Origin of the sequence: Enterococcus sp. 6D12_DIV0197 (assembly GCF_002174385.1) — a bacterium.
GTDB lineage: Bacteria > Bacillota > Bacilli > Lactobacillales > Enterococcaceae > Enterococcus_D > Enterococcus_D casseliflavus.
In genome coordinates this window covers 891846-911773 of the sequence record NZ_NIBN01000001.1, presented here as the reverse complement: position 1 = coordinate 911773, position 19928 = coordinate 891846, and the positions used below count along the sequence as shown (strand labels likewise).

The following is a 19928-nucleotide window of genomic DNA, read 5'->3' as shown; positions in this document are numbered from 1 at the left end:
CTGACTTGCTTTTATTTTAGCCGAACTTTCGCTATGTGGTTCGTCAATTTTTTTTCAAATTTCTAAGAAATTGACGAAATCCACTATTGAAAGCGTTCGCGGATCATTTTTTTGATCGTTTCCCGATCATAAGCGGTACCTAGTTCACTGATTCGATAAGTCGGTGTTTTCGTATCGATAGCATAATTTGCCAAGATTAAGTCATATTCTTGTTCCGGGCGATAGCGTTCCACGACTACGCCATTCAAATTTTTGAGATACAGCAGCCACATATAGTAGAGGGCTTCTTTAAACAGTTCATCCATTTTCAAAGCGATCCCGACGCGAAACTCCCGATTGATTTGATAATCGATGATCGTGATCACGCTCAAGTATTTGACCATCGTCATCATCAACAAACTATTTTTATCAGATGGCTTGATATCAAGCTCTGCTAAAGCCTTATCCAATAGTTCGTGACTGATTTGCTGGATGTTACGACTGGATAGCTGCGCTTCTAACTGCCAAATATTTTCTCGATCAAAAACCTCCACATCCCCTTTGAAAAAATACACGCGGCTGTGGATCTGCAGCAGGTGACCATAACAAGTGGCTTCGATTTCACGGGGAACAAACGATGGGCGGTAGAGATGCAAAATATGTTCCAAAATCAAGGTATCCGTCAAGGCAGTTGGCGTAAACCGAGAACGCTGCAGCATATACACTTGCAGATCGTGTTCGGATAACACCGAGAACGACAGTAAAAAGACAAAGTGCAGCATCGCCTCCTCTTCTCTGACTTCTAATGCATAATGGCCAAACCCACGAAATACCAACTCCCGTAATTGCTGAAACAAAGGATCTTTCGTGTAGGGTACCATTTTCTCCCGTAAGACTTGAAAGGATTGAGTAGCAATTTTCAGTCGCGCCTTCATGATCCTCAGCCATAGGGACAAGCGCTGTTGGGCTTCTTTCGTGAAGGTCATGTTCAGACCTCGTGTGATCAGACCGACGTATTTTTCATCGATCGGCAGCGGCTGACTGTCGAAAGAATGGACATACCAAAAGAGTTCAAAATAGAAATAACGAATTTGCGTTTCTTCCCCAATCAGCTTTCCTTGCCAGATCTCTAACTCGAATTCTGCTAGCAAGCCATTTAGCTCTTTGATTTTGCGAAACAAGGATGACTCGCTGACCGCTAATTTTTGTGCCAGCTGGACAGTGGTCACCTCTTGATGCTGCAAAAGATGCTCGAGGATTTGAAATTTCAATGCTGAACGATAAAACGCCCATTCGATTTGATTAAGGGAAAAAGTGGGACTCATTTCAAAGACCAGGACACCTTTTCGATAATACAACTGACACTGCTCTTGGTAGTGAGCCAGCTCATCTTGCAACTCCTCCACATATTTTTCCAAGGAAGGCTTACTGATGCCAAGATAGCTCGCCAGCTCGTGCAGCTCCATTTTTCCGCCCACCAGTAAAAGCTTTTTGAGCAGCTGCAATTGCTTTGCTTCTTTTTTTTCTAATAACTGATCAAGTCTCATCGGCATCACTTCCCGACCATAGAAAAGTTTCGTCGATTACATTAGTGAACCGTGGATGGAAGAAAAAGTCTTTTTGGGTCAACTCCTCCATCGTTGCCTGCTGCTCGATCGCAAACGCTAGTAAATTGATTTTTTCCAAAATATTGGCTTTTGATAAAAGCTGCGCACCAACGATTCGGCCGCTGGCTTGTTCGATCATCACTTTTCCATGAACCTGCGTTGGATCAAACAAGGAACTGGCGGCAGTAAACGCATGACAGACGATCGGAGATTCGAAGAAAAACCGATCCGACTCGGTCAAGCCGGTGCTTGCTAAGTACCACCCAAACAGTTGCGTACCGACTGTCCGCAATCCGCCACGAAACGGGGTGGTTTTGCTTGCCAGATTACGAGCTGCTGCGATTCCTGAGCGAACAGCATTGTTGACTAAGGGCATATAGACCGTGTCTTTCGTAATAGCATTTGGAATTTGGATCAAATCGCCGACCGCAAAAATATCCGTGGCAGAAGTTTCCAAGTAGGCATCTGTCCAGATGGTTTGATCACTGTGTAATTCAAAGACCGCAAATGCCTCTGGCAAGCGAGGATGAACGTTGACTGTCGTCAATACCAGATCGCTTTCATAGCCTTGATCGGCGGTTTCGATCCGAAAGCCTGTTTCCGTTTTAACGACTGCCAAAGTTGGCTTGGACCAATGCAGCTGCAAGTTGGGGATTTTTTCGATCTCCGTTAAAAAGGGCTGCAAAAAATCGTGATCAAAGTACTTGAATAAAGGATATGACATTGATTCGATCACACTGACTTTTTTTCCGATCGCAGTCAAGGTATTCGCCGCTTCCATCCCCGCTTGACCAGCACCTACGATGGTAATCGACTCTGCTTGGGGCAATTGCTGCAAGAAATGCTTGGCTGCCTCATATTCCTTGTAGGTCAGTAGTGCTTCTTCTGGTTGTGGCAAAACAGTGGAATCTTGACTGGAGCCTGCTGCCAAGACGAGTCGATCATAACTTAGTTCTCGCTTATCCGTTCGAATCCGATGATCCGAAGGAAAAATCTCCAGAAGCGTTTCTTCTAAGGCAACGTCGATCGTTTCTGCCTCCAGCTGCTCCTTCGTACAAAAGAATGCTTCTTCCAGCGATGCGATCCTGCCTTCGATCAGCAATAACAAACCGCTTGGAACAAACCCAAGATGGGCTTTTTTTTCTATCAATAAAATCTCTGCGTCAGGGTATAATCGGCGTGCTTCACGGGCGCAACTGACACCCCCAAAGGACCCGCCTACGATAATGATTTTCATTGGATCACCTCTCTCCCTTAGCTTAAATGAAACGCTCTCATTTGACGAGTAAAAAGCTATCAGGCTGACTATTTTTTTGTTAACTGCGGTAAAATAAATGAGACCTATGCTACACTATACGCAAAGGAGTGTTCAAATGGTTTTCTTTTATCAATTCATGCTGGGATTGTTTGCCAGTACATTCGTTGCAGCGGCAGCATTCGTCTTTCAGTGGCTGACTGTTTCTGGCGCACTGGCTGCGATTCTTTGCGGCACACTGGTCATTGGCTTTGGTCCGTGGTACAGCATCTTTTTGATTGGCTTTTTCTTTGCCAGCTCTGGCATCATTGGACTTTTAAAGAAAATGCGCAGTCAGCCAGAGTTAGCTGTGCTTGCCAAAGGTGCTCGCCGTGATGCAAAACAAGTCTTTGCGAACATTGCACCAAGCATCTTTGCTCTACTGCTTGCCTTTTGGACGAAAGAACCGCTATTCCTTTGGGGATTTGTGGCGGGAATCGCTAGCTGTACGGCTGACACTTGGGGCTCAGAAATAGGCGTGCTGAGTCCAAGTCCACCGCGTCACTTACTAACGGGAAAAAAATTACCACCGGGACTTTCCGGCGGTGTCAGTTGGTTGGGTACTGCCGCTTCTCTAGCAGGGAGTCTCGCCATCACCGGTTTATTCGCAGCAGCCTTATGGTTGAACGGCAAGCCGTTCTCCTTTGATCTCTGGTTGACCTTGACTGCCTTAGGCTTTTGCGGTAGTCTTTTGGACAGCTTACTGGGCGCAACGATTCAGGTGCGCTATCAATGCCCTGTCTGTCACCAATGCACCGAAAAAAAAGTCCACCACGACGTTGCCACCAAACAAGTCGGCGGTCTTTCCTTTGTAACGAATGAAGGGGTCAATTTGCTGACTTCAATAGTGATCGTTATTGTATCGGTCTTGCTAACTGGCTATTTTTTCAAGTAATCAGGCAATCCACTGCGATGACAGTTCCTTCATACAAAAAACCTTCGAGAGCTACACATTTGTGTTTCTCTTGAAGGTTTTTATTTGACTAGTGAAAGAATGATACGGGTGCTCACTCCATAAGGAGCCTGATTAAGATGCAGGCGAATGATTCGTCACTTTATAATAAGCAAAATCAGCATAGGATTGATGTTGATGTGCATCCACGGCACCAATAAAATTAAACAATCCTGTGAAGCCACCTATTTCTCCAGGCATTCCATTGACTCCTTCATCAGATAAGTAAGCCACTGACAGATCTTGGAGCAAAACTTGCCAAGTCTCTTGTTCCTCTAATCGATAGTAGACGTTTGCGATCCCGTGATCGTATCCAATTTTCAGCTGAATATTTCCTTCGGGAACGACGACGCGCGTATTTACATATTCGATCCTTTGTCCTAATTTTGCTTGTAAGAGAGTCAAATAAGGACATCGCTTTTCTTCTGAATAGGTAACATGAGCATATAACCAATTGTTTGAATCATAATAAAGCCCAAGTCCTGCTGTTTGTGAATAATGGTTCGGTTGAAACTCCAACAAGGTCTCCACCTCATAGGTAAAAGAGGTTGCTCGTGTTGCCATGATGGCAGGATTCATCTGTGAAAACAAGGAATTGCCCCCATAGATCCGTAAGAACCCCTGCCGCTTTTGCGTACTGACCCATGACTTATGCTGTTGGCGATACGGTGTCATAAATTCTAACAGATACTGCGGCTCTTGAAATGAATCAAATAAATCAGTGTTTGGTTCATTGTCAATTGGAACACCAGCTAATCCTTTAAAAGTCATTTTTGCCAAATTGCTTCCATCTTCCATTTCCAACCAATTGTCCTCGGTCCAGTGCATCCTTTGAATAGAAGCTTCTCTTCCAAGAGGATTCAACAGCTGCCCCTCTAAGGGTCTTGCCATTAAATGAGCCATGAACCATTCATCAGTATGGGTATGGACGAGCGAACCATGTCCTGCTTTTTGCATCACTGAATGAGGATTGACCATTTCAAAATGCCCAGCATCAGGGTCCCCCAAAGAAAACAGATGCCTTGGAGAAGAAGTAAGGATCGGTTCGCCTGAAGGATGCGCTTCATAAGGGCCAAAAATAGTTTCTGCGCGACCGACTTCCACACCATGAGCATAGCCCGTGCCTCCAGATGCCAGCAATAAAAAGTACGCCCCTTGATGCTTGTAGATTTGGGGTGCTTCCGCACACCCTCTGGTGGTGAACCCTTGCGTTACGCGATGCCAAGGGGACAGTAATTTACCTGAAGGCAAGTCGATCTCTGCAAGAACAATATGTCCTGGCGCTTGATAACCTTCTCTTGTTTCCCATTCCAAAATCGTTAAATAATGCCGCCCATCCTCGTCATGAAACAGCGCTGGATCAAAGCCAATTGAGGTAAAATAAATCGGTTCTGACCATGGTCCTCGGATGTCAGTCGCCCAAATGGCATAGGAATCAGCATTAAATTCACGTCCTGCCATGTTGACCATATGTGAATACGCCAGCCAAAATCGTTTTGTTTGTGGATCATAAGATAAATGCGGTGCCCAAATACCAGCTGGTGTATTGGTTCCACGTAAATTCACTTCTTCATTGTTCAAGGCATAGCCAACAAGTTGCCAATTCGCAAGATCCTTTGATTCGAAAAGTTGAATCGCAGGTGTCCAATGGAAGGTTGAAGTTGCGATATAATAACGCTCATCCACACAAATGATAGAGGGATCAGGCGCCATTCCAGGAATAACTGGATTTTTGATGATTGTCATAAGCTTCCTTCCTATTCTTAACTTTTTATTCGTTTTGCAACCAAACGACAGTTTTTTTATCATCGTTTGCAGGCGAAGGCGATAAATTGAAACCGTTTTATTTGGTTGCTACATTTATCTTACGAAACTTTTAGGGTAGAATGAATATCAAAAAAAAGCCAATACTTACCATTTTTCATTTTTAAGGAGGTCGTTCTGAATGAACCCAACACCTAAATGGCTAGAACAGCTGGTCAAATTACCCGATATCGATATCAATTTAAAAACCTTTGGTGGACACAAGCAACGTGTTTCCCAAGGATGGTGTGCACCACAAGAGACCCACTTTGCTTTTGAGATCATGATGATCATTGATGGAGAGCAGCGAACAATTTTTGAAGGCAGGCAGTTTGATTTTGTGGCAAATGATGTGATCCTGATACCGCCTGGTACCGCTCATGAAAATACTTGTCTCGTAGCAGAAGGTTTAGAGTATTTTTGTATGCATTTCGATCTTGATGATCCTGAGATTCAGCAACAGTTGTTGATGTATTGTCCTTTACTATTAAAAAAGACGAATCCCGCCTACCAAGCGATCGTTGCGATCCTTCAGCAATACATTGCGTTTTTGGCAAGCGGATACTTTGGAATGAAAGAAAAAATCGCCATTGAGATCTTACTGTTAGAACTGATGCGTGCCTTACTAGACTATGTCGAAGATGAAAAAAATCAGTTAGCGCATACAGATAACACTTCCCTTGTTTTAGCAAAAGCGATCGCTGAAGCGATCCAACAAAATTTTCGTACGTACACACAAAGCCCAACGGAAGAAAACAAAGCCTTGCTTTCCATGAGTTATACAGCTAATTCATTGAACATTAGTAATAGTACGATGCTGACGGTTTTCAAAAAAGTTTATGCTAGTAGTCCAAAACAGTACTTAGATCAATTACGTTTCAACCAGGCAAAATTCTATCTCCATCAACCCAAATTGACCATCGCCGAAATCGCTGAGATCATTGGCTATCAAAATGCCGCCCACTTTACGAGACAATTCAAAAAATGGGCAAATATATCGCCGAATAAATACCGTAAGCTCCAGTTAGAAGCAGCAAAATAAGTAATCGACAAATAATGATTCGAGAAAAGCGACTGCTACATCTTCCTCTGAGGATGCAAAAAAAGCTTTTTTTTCGCATAATAAATGAAAAATGGTAAATTTCCCCTTTTTTTTGATATTTCAAGTCCTGTCTGCATTCTTTATGATTAATACCAAGAAATCGTTTGCAGGAATAAAAACAGTTAGTTGCAAAAGAGCAAGATGAGTGGGTATTCTCAGCACACTTGCTTTGCACTACATTAAGGGGAATATGTATGATTTCAGAAAATTCAATGTCAATCAAAAGTCGGTTGCCGTTAAAAATCGGAATTTTGAGTCTTTCATTGGTCGTACAAGCTGCTGGTGCAGTAGCAGCAGCCGTACCTTTTATTATGAACGATTTTTCTGACCGAACCACCGCACAAGTCCAATCTATTTTGACACTGCCATCAATGGCAATCTTGATTTTCATTCTGCTAAGTTCATGGTTTATCAAAGCACTTGGCAAAAAGCGAACGGTCTGTTTAGGCTTGATGATCGCTTTAGTCGGTGGCATCTTACCGGCATTTACAATGAACTTTGGCTTGATTTTATTTGCCCGTATTTTGTTTGGCGCAGGTCTGGGACTCTTTAACTCAATGACCGTCTCCTTGATCGGCGACAACTTTACAGGTGCCGAGCAAAAAAATTTATTAGGTATTCAATCAGCCGTGATGACTTTAGGGAATAGCCTAGCGACGTTCGCTGCGGGCCTACTGTTAACGATCTCGTGGCAAGCTTCATTCTTAGTGTACTTGGTCATCTTACCGATTCTCTTTCTTTTTCTTTTCGGTTACCGCAACGTCAATGAAAAGCCCGTAAAAACAACGCAGCCATCAACCACCGCTACAAAAAGAAGAAAGCTGCCATTAAGCGTAACTTTAGGTATTTTGACTCTCTTTTTATTCTTCATTAGTTTGATGGTCGTCATTACTTCTTCTGCATTACTGATTCAAGAATTGGCGCTGACGAATCAAGGATTTCTTTCCACCGCATTAGCGATCGCCGGTATTTTTAGCAGCTTGGTCGCATTAGCTTTTGGTCAAATCACCAAATTATTAAAGCGCTTTACGCCAGTTGTCGTCATCAGTTTCGCAATGGTTGGTTTTTTCACGATAACCTTAGCACCTACGATGACCGTCTTTTTCATTGGTCTATTAGTGGTTTATCTTGCCAATCTTGTAGTTCCTTATGTATACAGTGTCATTCTTAGCGATGTAGATCCAGAAGCCAATAACTTAATTGTTTCTTTGGCAATGGTCGCTTGTAATCTTGGTGCTTTTTCCTCCCCCTATGTCATAAACTTTATCAGTCAACTACTTGGCATGACAACGGCAGTCATGCAAGTCAGAATCGCTGCCGGAATCATGGCTATCATTGCTCTGATTTTTCTATTTCTCGCTTTCAACAAAACGACCACACCTATTAGTAAGGAGGAACTATAAGATGGAACAAAAACTTAGAGGCGTCAACCTAGGCGGTTGGCTTGTATTAGAAAAATGGATGGCACCTAGTCTCTTTCAAGGAACACCTGCCGATGACGAGTATTATTTAGCCTATGATCTACCAGAAGCTGAATACCAAGCACGGTTGTTGATTCATCGTGAAACATTCATCACTGAAGCTGATTTCTTGCGCATTTCAGCAGCTGGCTTCAATACCGTTCGAATACCTGTCCCTTATTTTATTTTTGGTGATCGTGCCCCCTTCATTGGCTGTATCGACTATTTGGATAAAGCCTTCGCTTGGGCGAAGGCTTATGACCTAAAAATCTTGATCGATCTTCATACCGCACCCTTCAGCCAAAATGGTTTTGACAATGGTGGTCTCTCGGGTGTAGTCAGATGGGCACAAATGCCCGAAGAAGTGGCCTTCGAATTAACGGTCTTGGAACGTTTGGCGCAAAGATATGCAGATCACGAAGCATTGTGGGGCATTGAAGTATTAAACGAACCGATCACAGATGGTGAAGTATGGCACAGCATGAATCCCATGGATCGTTTTCCACCTCGTGATCTTGCGTTAGCAAAAGGTAGCGCCCCAATTTCTTTAGACTTTTTGAAAACTTTTTATCAAGATGCCTATCGAAGAATGCGCAACTATTTAAGCAATGACAAAGTGATCGTCTTTCATGACGGCTTCCAATTGCATGCTTGGAAAGAGTTTTTCGCCCAAAACGATTTTCACAATGTCATGCTAGATACGCACCAATACGTTATGATGGCAGAAATGGCTGGCACAGAGCAATCCTTGGAAGCCTATGTGTCTTTCATTGATGGCTTAGCCAAAGAGATCGCCACGGTTGCACAATATGTCGAGGTTTTTGTTGGAGAGTGGTCCTTGTTCAACTCCTATGCTGTTGGTACAGATACCAAAGGCGGCATCAATCCAACACAAGAAGAATTCAGCAGTAACCGTAGTTTGACAAAAAGTGAATTAGAAGAAGTTTATCAAACTTTGTGGCGTGCTTCAATTACAGCTTGGAACCAAGGAGCCGGACATATGTACTGGACCTATAAGTTATCCATCGATACGATCAATGAGCCTGCTTGGTATGGCTGGGATTCCTGGGATGCTAGTCGCGCTATGGCAAAAAACTGGATCGATCCACGTTTCTAAAACACAACAAAAAGCGAGATTGGAACGAAGCAAACGATACCTGTTTGCGTTACGTTTCAATCTCGCTTTTTTGTTGCTTTTAAGCAATATCCACTAAGCGGATCTTCGTGACATTTTTGTAGACAGACAATTCTTCGATCACTTCAGAAAAGCCTAGCCCTCGGGGGAGATCAATCGTATAAATGTTGGTATAAATGCGATAGTCTTCCATAAATTTGACATCAAAATTGACATCTTCGATCACGATATTTTTCTCTTGGAAGTACTCCGTCAAAAACTCTTTGGTCTCGGTGCGATGGATGTACTGGATCTCTAATTTTTTTGCTGTCGGTACGCGGACGATCCGCTTAACGATCGTCAATGCAAAGAAGATCCCGATAAAACTGCTTAATGCGATGGTGTAAAAGCCCATCCCGATGGCAATTCCTAAACCTGCGATCGCCCATAAGGAAGCAGCCGTCGTCAACCCCGTCACCGAGCGCTTCGTCACAATGATCGTTCCAGCGCCTAGAAAACCGACCCCGCTGACGACTTGTGCGATCAATCGTGCTTCGTCTGAACGAATCACGCCTGCTAAATCTGGATGATCCAGCGCATCTCGCATGGCACCTGTGGCGATCTCCACTTGGATCAATGCAATGACACAAGCTCCCATGCAAACCAAGATATGGGTTCTAAGACCAGCTGGTCGGCTTTTGTATTGCCGCTCGTACCCAATCGCTCCTCCCATGATCATTGCCAGCAGCAATCTCAGCGCTACTTCAGGAATGGATAAATGCATATCAACCATTTGCATCCCTCTTTTCTTCGTATTCTCTCTTTTAACTATAGCATCTCTGATGAAAAAAAGAAAAAAACAGCGCCGAATCAGTCAAATAAAAAAAGCCCCCTCAGAAAATAAGCAAGTAAGCTACAAACCATTGCTCGCAGCTGCGCTGGCGCTACTGCACAAGCGCAGGGGGAAGCTGCGAGGATGGCTCATTTTTCCTTCTGACTCATTTCTGAAAAGGGCTGATTTTGTTTTACAGGTTGCTGGCAGCAGCCTCATCGATGATCACGATCACATCATCATGCTTTTGTAAAACAGAAGCTGGTAATTCGTTGGTTACGGGTCCTTCAATCATTTTTTGGATCGCATCCGCTTTGACTTCGCCAAATGCCATCAAAATGATTTTTTTGCTTTGCATAATCGAACCGATCCCCATTGAAATTGCCGTCGTTGGGACGTCTTCGACTTTATCAAAGTAGCGTTTGTTGGCATTGATGGTTGATTCAGTCAAATCAACGACTGAGGTCGTTCCTTCAAAGGATGCACCAGGTTCGTTGAAGCCGATATGTCCGTTTTGTCCAATACCCAAGATTTGGATATCAACTGGGTGATCCGCAATCACGCTATCGTAGCGTTGGCATTCTGCTTCTAAGTCTTCCGCTTTGCCGTTTGGTACGAAGGTTTCTTTGAATGGTTTTTTATTGAATAAATGAGCATTCATGAAGTAGCGATAGCTTTGTTCGTCTTCGCCGCCTAGTCCTACGTATTCATCTAAGTTGACTGAAGTCATTTCTGAAAAATCAACTTCACTGGCAGTCATTTCTGCATAAAGGGTCTCTGGCGTGCTTCCTGTTGCTAAGCCTAGGACCTTGGCGCCATTTGCCATACCTTCTTGAATCAATTCAAAAGCTTTCTTTCCGCCTTGAGCAGCATCTTTAACGCGAATAATTTCCATGATCAGCGCTCCGTTTCTATTTGGTATAGTCCAATAATACCACAGGTTGTGTTTAATTACAATAATTAGTCTAGACCAGATGACGATTTTTTCTCGCCAATAAAAAAAGACGAGCTCTAAAATGCGCTCGTCTCTACTCGTATTCTACTTGTTTACCAATTTGTATAAACATCAATACCGCTATGACCGACACCTGTGTCATAGACTTTATAGGCACCTAAAGATGATTGACCAGTCGATCCTTTCGGTTGATTATCACTAGCAACAACGATGTACCCATCGGCATCACGGATGGTTCCGTCTGATGCTACATGGCGACCAGGGATATTCAATCCGCCTCCTGGCAAGACTTTTTGTGAGTAGTACGATTCTCTCACACCATTGAAATAGTTGATCCCATCCACTGGATTCAAGACACCAGAACCAGCACCAGGAACGCTTGAACGAGTTTGACTCACGTTAGCAGTCGCTGTAGACTCACTTTTTTCTGTGCTTTCTTTCGTACTTGTTTCTTTGTTTTCTACTGATTGGCCATCGTTAGAAACCAACAATGTTTCGCCATCAAAAATCATATTTGGATTTTCGATCGAATCATTTAAAGCTAAAAGGTCTTCGACCGTTGTTTGATAAGTAGCAGCGATCCCAGATAGAGTGTCTCCTGGTTTGACAACATGGGTTTGTTCTGCTGCTGAAACAACTGTTCCGCCAACGAATAAACCAAATCCTGCAACAACTGTAAATGCAAATTTTTTCAAATGAAAAAACCTCTCTTTTGATTATTTGTCCCGCTATCGGGCACAAGTAAGAGAATAACATTACAATATTGCAGGAAGGTTTCAGAAATATTTTTCATTATCACAATTGTTAAACAGAAAGTTACAGGATTTTTATTCAAAAATGCTAAACTTACAATATTGTTATCCCTTTCGATGAGTGCTTTTAGTGGCCACATGCTATAGTGATGCTAGTAATGGAAAGGAATGACACCCATGAAAAAACTACTATTAACGCTTGGCGTTTTGATTATTGTCGTAGCCGGCTATTTCGGCTACACGTACTATGCAACAACGTATCGCGGCATCACGGCTTATGCTATCACGCCCAACAAAGTCCCTGAAAAGACACAAACCTACAGCGATTCTGGTAAAAAAATCGATGGCTCTTTTACCTACAAATACACCTTTGAATTCGTAAAGAAAAACGGTGAAAAAGAACTCATGACCTATGACCTGACGGGCGAAAATGTAAAACCATTGGCTCCAAATACTTTAGTCAAAGCAGAAATCAGTAAGACCCGCATCATTTCTGGTCCCAATGAAATCCCTCAATCAGAAGTCCCAGCAAAAATACTATCTGAGCTAGAAACCTTTGATGAATAAGGACTTCTTACAAGAAACTTTCTACTTTTTAAGGTTCATTTTACTTTGACGGCCTATGCTAGCTTTATACCAAAACTATTTTTCTTCCTCTTACCAGTCCTCGCCCGACTGGTATTTTTTGATTTTCCCCAATGGTCAGGAGTTACGCTTCTTATAGACAGAACCGCTCTAGCTTCGCAATGGGTTTTTTCTCAAATTTTGATCAAGTAGCTATTGACGATCGGAAATAAATAAAACCAGAATCAATAGGATAAACGCTAGTTTCATCATAAAAAACCGCTAGATTGTTTATCTCTAGCGGCTTTTTTTGCGATTTTAATAGAGTTCCAAGTATTGTTCTCTTTCCCACTCGGAGACTGTTTGGCGGAAGGCTGCCCATTCTAATCGTTTTGCTTCGACAAAGTTGGCATAGATGTGTTTGCCTAAGGCATCGATCATCACTTGGTCTTTACGCAATGCTTTGATGGCATTGTGGATCGTTGATGGCAGATCTTCGATTTGTGCTTCTGCACGTTCTGTTTCGTTCATGATATAGATGTTGCGGTCGACAGCTGGTGGTGGTGTCAACTCACGTCTAACGCCATCAAGTCCTGCTTGTAATAAAACAGCCATTGCTAAGTATGGGTTAGCGGATGGGTCAACCGAACGCAATTCCAAACGCGTTGACAAGCCTCTTGATTCTGGCACCCGAATCAATGGTGAACGGTTGCGTCCTGACCATGCCACGTATACAGGCGCTTCGTAACCTGGCACTAAGCGTTTGTAAGAGTTGACGGTTGGGTTGCAGACAGCCGTGTAAGCACGGGCGTGTTCGATCAAACCGCCTAAGAAGTGATACGCTGTTTGGCTTAATTGCATTGGTCCTTCTTCATCAAAGAAGACATTTTCATCACCTTTGAACAAGGACATGTTGCAGTGCATGCCTGAACCGTTGATGCCGAATAATGGTTTTGGCATGAAGGTCGCATGCAAGCCGTGTTTACGAGCAATGGTTTTCACGACAAGCTTGAAGGTTTGGATGTTGTCACATGCTTCCACTGCATCCGCATATTTAAAGTCGATCTCGTGTTGCCCTGGTGCCACCTCATGGTGAGACGCTTCAACTTCAAAGCCAAGGCTTTCTAATTCTAATACGATATCGCGACGGCAGTTTTCCCCTAGATCGGTTGGGGCAAAATCGAAGTAGCCGCCTTTGTCGTTTAATTCAGTTGTGATTTCGCCTGCTTCATCTAATTTGAATAGGAAAAATTCGGGTTCTGGTCCAAGATTGAAAGAAGTAAAGCCAAGGGATTGCATGTCCGCTAATGCCCGTTTTAAGTTGCCGCGAGGGTCGCCTGCAAATGGGGTACCATCTGGATTGTAGATATCACAGATCAAACGAGCCACTTTGCCATGTTCACTTTCCCAAGGGAAGATCATCCAGGTCGACAAATCAGGATATAGATACATGTCACTTTCTTCAATACGGACAAATCCTTCAATAGAAGAACCGTCAAACATCATTTTGTTTTCCAGTACTTTATCTAATTGACTTACAGGTACTTCAACGTTCTTGTTCGTTCCTAAAATATCAGTAAACATCAAGCGTAAAAAGCGCACGTTCTCATCCTTTACGATTTGTTTGATGTCTTCGGCAGTTCTTTCAAATTTTGGCATAGTATCCCTTCCTTTTTCCCAATTCTTTTTTTATATCACAGCAACGATCTACTAATGTTCTACATTCGTGGACCTTTTTGCTGGTATGGCTGTTGTTGATTCAATCCACCTTGAGCCAAGAGTTCATCATAAAAAATTCGACGAACATCTTCATCGGTCAGCGGCGGTTTGTTCTTCGCTTCTTTTTCTTTGGCAACTTTCATTTCATAAACTCGTTTGATTCCCGCCATGTTCAGTCCATCGGAAAGATAGTCTTTGATCTCAAGCAAGGTATCAATATCATTCAGCGAATACATTCGTCGATTGCCATCGCTGCGTTCCGGGTGGATCAATTCTTGTTCTTCGTAATAACGAATTTGACGGGCGGTGAGATCGGTCAATTTCATGACTGTTCCGATAGGAAAGACTGACATTGAGCGCCGCAATTCTTTTTCCCGCATAACTTGGCTCCCCTCCGTTTCAATGATGCTGCGTAACTTTATGGAAACTATACCAATTCTTTTTTTGCGTGTCAACCCCTCATGTTATAAAAAGTGACATGAATGCAAATTTTTTTGATTTTTTCATTAGACCCTAGATTTGATCGCATGTTCAAGCAGTCCTTTTCTGGAAGAAATGGTGCTTTAGCCGAAAATGTTCGGGTTTTGCACTCGAAGGAAGCCAAACCACTTATACTTCCATAATTTTGTCACCACAAAAAAAACGGTGCATCGGCTGCACCGCTTCTGTTTATTCTTGTTCTTGCGCCATTCTGCGTAGTGGATAGGTATCCTCCAGCGCAAATCCTTTGATATGATAGGTCTGTGTTGCTTCATCGAAGGCATTGCTCAACACTAGCGACTCCCGTTTTAAACGATTCAGCGCATTGCCTTCATCGGCTTGCAACACCAGATGATAAGGCTGCATGATCTGCATCAATTCCATTTTGATCGCCTGAGTCAAGCGCTCTTTGCCTTTGGTACTCTTTGCTGAGATCAAGACATTGGGAAATAGTGTTGGGACAAACTGATCGGCGTCGATGCGATCCGCCTTATTGTAAACCGTCAACATCGGTAATTGGGTCAAAGAAAGTTCCTCCATTAATTTTAAGACCGTCTCCTCTTGCTGGACCCGTTCTTCGGAACTGGCATCGACGACATGTAGCAAGAAGTCCATGCTTTGACTTTCCTCCAGTGTGGAATGAAACGCATCGATCAATTGGGTCGGCAATTCTTGGATAAAACCAACCGTATCGGTAATGGTGACTTCGAATCCTTCTGGCATCCGCCAGCGTTTCGTCAAAGGATCGAGTGTCGCAAACAACTGGTCTTGCTCATACGTATCCGCACTGGTCAAAATGTTTAAAATAGTTGATTTTCCAGCATTGGTATAACCAATCAAGCCCATTTGAAAGACTTGGCTGTCTTTGCGCTTTTGGCGTGTTCGGTCTCGATGGGCTGCCACTTCCTTCAATTCCCGTTTGATGATGGTGATGCGGTTGCGGATGTGTCGACGATCGGTCTCCAGCTTGGTTTCCCCTGGCCCTCTCGTTCCGATTCCGCCCCCTAGCCGAGACATGTTCTTTCCTTGCCCTATCAAGCGTGGAAGCAAATAATCCAGCTGCGCCAATTCTACTTGCAGCTTTCCTTCTTTGGAACGGGCACGCATCGCAAAAATATCAAGGATCAGCTGAACGCGATCAATCACTGGCACTTCTAGCGCATCACCGATCAACTGGCTTTGCCTTGGTGTCAGTTCATGATTGAAGATCACTAGATCTGCTTCATGTGCTTCTGCCAACTGCTGCAATTCCGCAACTTTCCCCTTGCCGATCACGGTTTGTCGATCGACTTGCTGCCGTTTTTGCACCAGTGAAAAAACAACTTCACCATTGGCGGTTTTTGTTAAGCTTTTCAATTCTTTCATTGACGAATCAAAATGAAGATAGTTTTTCTCCGTTTCTACTCCGACAAGAATCACACGTTCTTGGCTCATCTTTTCTCCTCCAACCATTGGTCGATTTCTGTTTCAAGGGTACGTTGTTCTTCAGGTTGCCTCACTAAATCAATCCATCGGGGCTGCGCTCGGTTATTGAACCACGTCAGCTGCCGCTTGGCGTAGCGGCGTGAGTTTTGCTTGATTTGCTCAACGGTCTCCTCCAATGTGGCCTGCCCTTGAAAATAGGGCAAAAATTCCTTGTAGCCGATCCCTTTGGCGGCTTGCGTTTCTGGATACTGCAAAACAGCTTTTGCTTCTTCGATCAAGCCTTGATCCATCATCAAGTCCACCCGCTGATTGATTCGCTGGTATAACACTTCTCGCTCAGTGGTTAAACCGACCATGAAGAAATCGTACAAAGCTTGTGGTGTCTCTTTTGGTGCAGCGATACTTTCGCCAGTCGTTTCAAAAACCTCCAACGCACGAATCACTTTCCGCTCATTGTTGTAGTGGATCTTCGCTGCTGCCAAGGGATCGACCGCCTGCAGCTTTTGCCATAAAGCTTCTTTGCCGATGGCTGCTGCTTCTTGTTCGTAACGCTGACGAATCGTAGGGTCGCCTTCTTCTGCCCCTAAACGAAAGTCATACAAAAGCGCTTGGATGTATAACCCTGTTCCCCCTACAACGATCGGCAGCTTTCCTTGCTGCTGGATCGTCTCGATGGCTTCACGCCCCATTTGCTGGAAATCAGCGGCAGAGTATGCTTCCGTCATTGCACGAATATCGATCAAATGATGAGGAATCCCTGCCATTTCTTCCTTCGTCACTTTGGCGGTACCGATATCTAACTGACGGTAAATTTGCATGGAATCCCCGCTGATGATCTCCCCTTGGTATTTTTGGGCTAACTGGATACTCAAGGCGGTTTTGCCGACTGCGGTCGGTCCCACGATTACTAAGACTTTTTTCATCCTTTTGTTTCCTCGCGGACCTGCTGCACAATAGCCCGAGCTTTTTCTGGAAAATCGGTGATGATCCCCGTCAACCCCAGAGCCAAGCAGGTGCGAATCGCCGCTTCTTCGTTGACAGTCCACGGACGGATCGCGATCGGAAAATCAGTTAAGACCGTTGCTGTCTCTTGGACCCAGCGATAGGCAGGATGAATTCCTTCGATATACGGTCGGCTGAGCGCCAACGGTGGTTTGTCTTCCCCGCGTCCCATAATAAAATCAAGGGTCGCATCCGGTTCGATCGCATGCATCCGATCCAAGGTCTCGATATTGAAGGAACAATACCAATGAGTAAAGGGCCATTCTTGGCTATTCAATAAGTCGGATACTTTGGCTTCGATTCCTTCATACTCATAATGATCGGTTTTTAATTCGATCGTCAAAATGCCACGATAATTCTTCGCTGCAAGTAAATCCAACACTTCTTTTAGCGTGGGGACTTTGGCGGCTTGGAATTCCTCAGAAAACCAGCTGCCAGCATTGAGGTCTTTTAGTTCAGCAACCGTCAGGTCACAGATCCGACCTTTGCCGTTGGTCGTTCGATCAACCGTTTCATCATGCATGACGATCAAGCCGCCATCTTTTGATAGATGTACATCTAACTCAATGATATCAGCTTTGACCCGCACCGCTTCCGCAAATGCTGGTAGCGTGTTTTCAGGTCGGTTGCCGCTACTCCCGCGGTGGGCAACGATTTGTACCATCATTCTTTCACTCCATTCTCACTCTTTATTTTACCATGGAATCTCCTAGAACCAAAAAGCCTCTGTTTGTTTCGATCCTCTTAATGAATAATAACGCTTTGTTTCGGTCAAAGAAAAACACCCTTACTATGATCGCAGTAAGAGTGTGTGTGATCAGTTAAAAAAGCGCAACCGTCGATACTCTGGTTTGGTTGCCTTAACCAAGGAAAACGGCTGACCAGTAGAATCAAATCGTTTTTGAAAAATAGGTCAACGGTTCGCTCGTCATGTTTTTCATTTGGGTTTTACGCTCATTGACCATTTCGACTAATTGATCAAGGAAATTTTCCATAATGATCCGACCGCCTTTATAGGTATACCCACCGATTTTAACAGTTTCCTCCGGGGATAAAATCACCCGACGTGTCCCGATTTTTTTGAAAAATTCTTCCAAGAAAAAATTCGGTAGATAAAAACTGTTTTGCGCCGCAAAAGATTGTAGATAGGCAAAATCATCGATGGTGATATAACAGTCGTCAAAGGCATCAAAGCTGACATACTCATCCATCAGCATGACCCGTTTTTGTAGAATCTCACTGATTTTTTGATTCAATAAAACCAACGTTTCGATTTCTTTGACTTTATGCTCCAACAAACGGCGTTGTTTTTCTTTTTGCTCCTCATACCGAATGCGTAAATTAAAAATGATGGTTACTAACAATGCGCCCACTAAGACGCCGATCAAACCTGCTATTGCTACTGCCATTCTTCGATCCTTCCTCATTCCTTTTTTCATATTGTATCATATTTGAAAGTTTCGCAAAAAAGATAACGAACTTTTTATTTGACCTTTCTTGACCTAATCGGTATACTATCTCTTAGATATTGCGAAAACTTTATGCTAAACTATATCTATAACGATTTTTAGGAGGACTATCACTATGAATTTAATTCCTACAGTCATTGAACAATCATCTCGCGGTGAAAGAGCGTATGACATCTATTCTCGTCTATTAAAAGACCGGATCATTATGTTGAGTGGTCAAGTAACCGATGACTTAGCAAACTCGATCATTGCTCAGCTTTTATTCTTGGACGCGCAAGATTCTGAAAAAGACATCTACTTGTACATCAACTCGCCTGGCGGAAGCGTTACTGCTGGTCTAGCGATCTTTGATACCATGAACTTTATCAAAGCCGATGTTCAAACCATCGTTATGGGGATGGCTGCTTCTATGGGTTCATTCTTATTGACCGCTGGTGAAAAAGGCAAACGCTTTGCGTTACCAAATGCAGAGATCATGATCCACCAACCATTAGGTGGCGCCCAAGGTCAAGCAACTGAGATCGAAATTGCTGCCCGCCACATTTTGGCAACCCGCGAACGTCTGAACAAAATCTTGTCAGAACGTACCGGTCAACCAATCGAAGTGATTGAACGCGACACCGATCGTGACAACTTCATGACCGCACAAGAAGCCAAAGATTACGGCTTGATCGACGAGATCATGGAATCAAACAAATTGAAATAAGCTTGCATAAAAAAGGTGTACGAAGCAATTCGTACACCTTTTTGCGTCTTTTGGTTCGGCGTCAGACTTCACCATATTCGCCCTGTTGGTAAGCATACCCATTTTCCACGTAATGCGTGATGTTTGCCTGATTTTTGGCGATTTCTTCCTCTGTCAACGGGCGGATCACTCGTGCAGGACGACCAAACGCCAACACATTGGGCGGAATGACGGTTCCTTCCGTTACTAACGAACCAGCACCTAACAAACTATTTTCACCGATCACTGCATGATTCAAAACAATCGAGCTCATGCCGATCAGCGCCCCTTTTTTGATGGTACAGCCATGAAGCATACACTGATGCCCAACAGTCACATCGTCTTCCACGATCGTCGGGGCATCGTGATCAACATGAATGATCGTTCCATCTTGAATATTGGTACGCGCGCCGATTTCGATGCGATTGGCATCGCCTCGAATCACTGCTTGAAACCAGACCGTACTCTCTTTTCCTAGAGTCACGTTTCCTAGGATCGTCGCATTTTTTGCCACAAAACAAGGTGTTCCTTGCAACGAGGCTGGCGAAACTGTTTTGTGGGTTTCATTCCCTGATTGTTCTTTGTCCATCAACTTCTCCTTCCAATCCATAAACGGATCTGCGCTTTCTTTTTTCACTATAGCACCACCCTTGCGACAATGCAAAAAGAGCGCCAGTCTGACTGGACGCTCTTTT

At 43.7% G+C, this 19928-nt stretch carries 19 protein-coding genes; 6 read left to right on the top strand and 13 right to left on the bottom strand.

All coding sequences use genetic code 11. The features are described from left to right. Nucleotides 1-83 precede the first annotated feature (83 nt). Both A5867_RS04405 and A5867_RS04400 read right to left on the bottom strand, forming a co-directional pair. Complete coding sequence (locus A5867_RS04405) at nucleotides 84-1526, bottom strand: helix-turn-helix domain-containing protein (protein ID WP_087626951.1); 1443 nt, start codon at nucleotides 1524-1526, stop codon at nucleotides 84-86. Then, a complete protein-coding gene (locus A5867_RS04400; RefSeq protein WP_087626950.1) occupies nucleotides 1516-2823 on the bottom strand; it encodes an FAD/NAD(P)-binding oxidoreductase in 1308 nt (435 codons plus the stop codon). The genes A5867_RS04405 and A5867_RS04400 overlap by 11 nt, the downstream gene beginning before the upstream one ends. 136 nt (nucleotides 2824-2959) lie before the next feature. On the opposite strand from A5867_RS04400, the gene A5867_RS04395 reads away from it, so the two are divergent. Beyond that, a complete protein-coding gene (locus A5867_RS04395) occupies nucleotides 2960-3775 on the top strand; it encodes a DUF92 domain-containing protein (RefSeq protein ID WP_087626949.1) in 816 nt (271 codons plus the stop codon). Between the two features lie 132 nt (nucleotides 3776-3907). Here the strand turns inward: A5867_RS04395 and A5867_RS04390 are convergent, their stop codons facing one another. Beyond that, nucleotides 3908-5578, bottom strand: coding sequence for a family 43 glycosylhydrolase (locus A5867_RS04390; protein WP_170927493.1), 1671 nt, complete (start codon nucleotides 5576-5578; stop codon nucleotides 3908-3910). 199 nt (nucleotides 5579-5777) lie between these two features. On the opposite strand from A5867_RS04390, the gene A5867_RS04385 reads away from it, so the two are divergent. From A5867_RS04385 to A5867_RS04375, 3 genes are all read left to right on the top strand, one after another. Further along, nucleotides 5778-6677: an AraC family transcriptional regulator gene (locus A5867_RS04385; protein WP_087626947.1), complete on the top strand. Its 900-nt coding sequence runs from the start codon at nucleotides 5778-5780 to the stop codon at nucleotides 6675-6677. A gap of 254 nt (nucleotides 6678-6931) precedes the next feature. After that, nucleotides 6932-8140: an MFS transporter gene (locus A5867_RS04380; protein WP_087626946.1), complete on the top strand. Its 1209-nt coding sequence runs from the start codon at nucleotides 6932-6934 to the stop codon at nucleotides 8138-8140. A gap of 1 nt (nucleotide 8141) precedes the next feature. Next, complete coding sequence (locus A5867_RS04375; protein WP_074934473.1) at nucleotides 8142-9314, top strand: cellulase family glycosylhydrolase; 1173 nt, start codon at nucleotides 8142-8144, stop codon at nucleotides 9312-9314. Nucleotides 9315-9393: 79 nt separating this feature from the next. Here A5867_RS04375 and A5867_RS04370 read toward each other — a convergent pair whose 3' ends face one another. The 3 genes from A5867_RS04370 to A5867_RS04355 all read right to left on the bottom strand — a co-directional run bounded on the left by A5867_RS04370 (nucleotide 9394) and on the right by A5867_RS04355 (nucleotide 11793). Continuing rightward, nucleotides 9394-10104, bottom strand: coding sequence for an MgtC/SapB family protein (locus tag A5867_RS04370; protein WP_034858162.1), 711 nt, complete (start codon nucleotides 10102-10104; stop codon nucleotides 9394-9396). 232 nt (nucleotides 10105-10336) lie between these two features. Continuing rightward, nucleotides 10337-11038, bottom strand: coding sequence for a glucosamine-6-phosphate deaminase (gene nagB, locus A5867_RS04360; RefSeq protein ID WP_005225171.1), 702 nt, complete (start codon nucleotides 11036-11038; stop codon nucleotides 10337-10339). Nucleotides 11039-11190: 152 nt separating this feature from the next. Then, nucleotides 11191-11793 (bottom strand): LysM domain-containing protein, encoded by a 603-nt coding sequence (locus A5867_RS04355; RefSeq protein ID WP_005225170.1) that lies wholly within the window; start codon nucleotides 11791-11793, stop codon nucleotides 11191-11193. A gap of 234 nt (nucleotides 11794-12027) precedes the next feature. Between A5867_RS04355 and A5867_RS04345 the strand changes: the two genes are divergently transcribed. Continuing rightward, complete coding sequence (locus A5867_RS04345) at nucleotides 12028-12417, top strand: YxeA family protein (RefSeq protein ID WP_087626945.1); 390 nt, start codon at nucleotides 12028-12030, stop codon at nucleotides 12415-12417. Between the two features lie 315 nt (nucleotides 12418-12732). Here the strand turns inward: A5867_RS04345 and glnA are convergent, their stop codons facing one another. The 6 genes from glnA to A5867_RS04310 all read right to left on the bottom strand — a co-directional run bounded on the left by glnA (nucleotide 12733) and on the right by A5867_RS04310 (nucleotide 18449). Further along, nucleotides 12733-14073: a type I glutamate--ammonia ligase gene (glnA, locus tag A5867_RS04340; protein ID WP_005225167.1), complete on the bottom strand. Its 1341-nt coding sequence runs from the start codon at nucleotides 14071-14073 to the stop codon at nucleotides 12733-12735. Between the two features lie 59 nt (nucleotides 14074-14132). After that, nucleotides 14133-14513: a MerR family transcriptional regulator gene (locus tag A5867_RS04335; protein ID WP_005225166.1), complete on the bottom strand. Its 381-nt coding sequence runs from the start codon at nucleotides 14511-14513 to the stop codon at nucleotides 14133-14135. Nucleotides 14514-14802: 289 nt separating this feature from the next. Continuing rightward, entirely contained in the window at nucleotides 14803-16047 is a 1245-nt protein-coding gene (gene hflX / locus A5867_RS04330) for a GTPase HflX (protein WP_087626944.1), read from the bottom strand. Further along, nucleotides 16044-16961: a tRNA (adenosine(37)-N6)-dimethylallyltransferase MiaA gene (gene miaA, locus A5867_RS04325; RefSeq protein ID WP_087626943.1), complete on the bottom strand. Its 918-nt coding sequence runs from the start codon at nucleotides 16959-16961 to the stop codon at nucleotides 16044-16046. Before miaA ends, hflX begins: the two co-directional genes overlap by 4 nt. Next, the gene (locus tag A5867_RS04320) at nucleotides 16958-17707 is read right to left on the bottom strand and encodes a glycerophosphodiester phosphodiesterase (RefSeq protein WP_081091760.1); all 750 of its coding nucleotides are present in this window, start codon (nucleotides 17705-17707) and stop codon (nucleotides 16958-16960) included. Before A5867_RS04320 ends, miaA begins: the two co-directional genes overlap by 4 nt. Nucleotides 17708-17930: 223 nt before the next feature. Beyond that, the gene (locus A5867_RS04310; protein WP_005231097.1) at nucleotides 17931-18449 is read right to left on the bottom strand and encodes a hypothetical protein; all 519 of its coding nucleotides are present in this window, start codon (nucleotides 18447-18449) and stop codon (nucleotides 17931-17933) included. Between the two features lie 175 nt (nucleotides 18450-18624). Here A5867_RS04310 and clpP point away from each other — a divergent pair, with 175 nt between their 5' ends. Further along, on the top strand, nucleotides 18625-19215 hold the full coding sequence (clpP, locus tag A5867_RS04305; protein ID WP_005225161.1) for an ATP-dependent Clp endopeptidase proteolytic subunit ClpP: 591 nt from the start codon (nucleotides 18625-18627) through the stop codon (nucleotides 19213-19215). 61 nt (nucleotides 19216-19276) lie between these two features. Here the strand turns inward: clpP and A5867_RS04300 are convergent, their stop codons facing one another. Beyond that, nucleotides 19277-19870, bottom strand: coding sequence for a gamma carbonic anhydrase family protein (locus A5867_RS04300; RefSeq protein ID WP_249270011.1), 594 nt, complete (start codon nucleotides 19868-19870; stop codon nucleotides 19277-19279). Nucleotides 19871-19928: the final 58 nt, after the last annotated feature.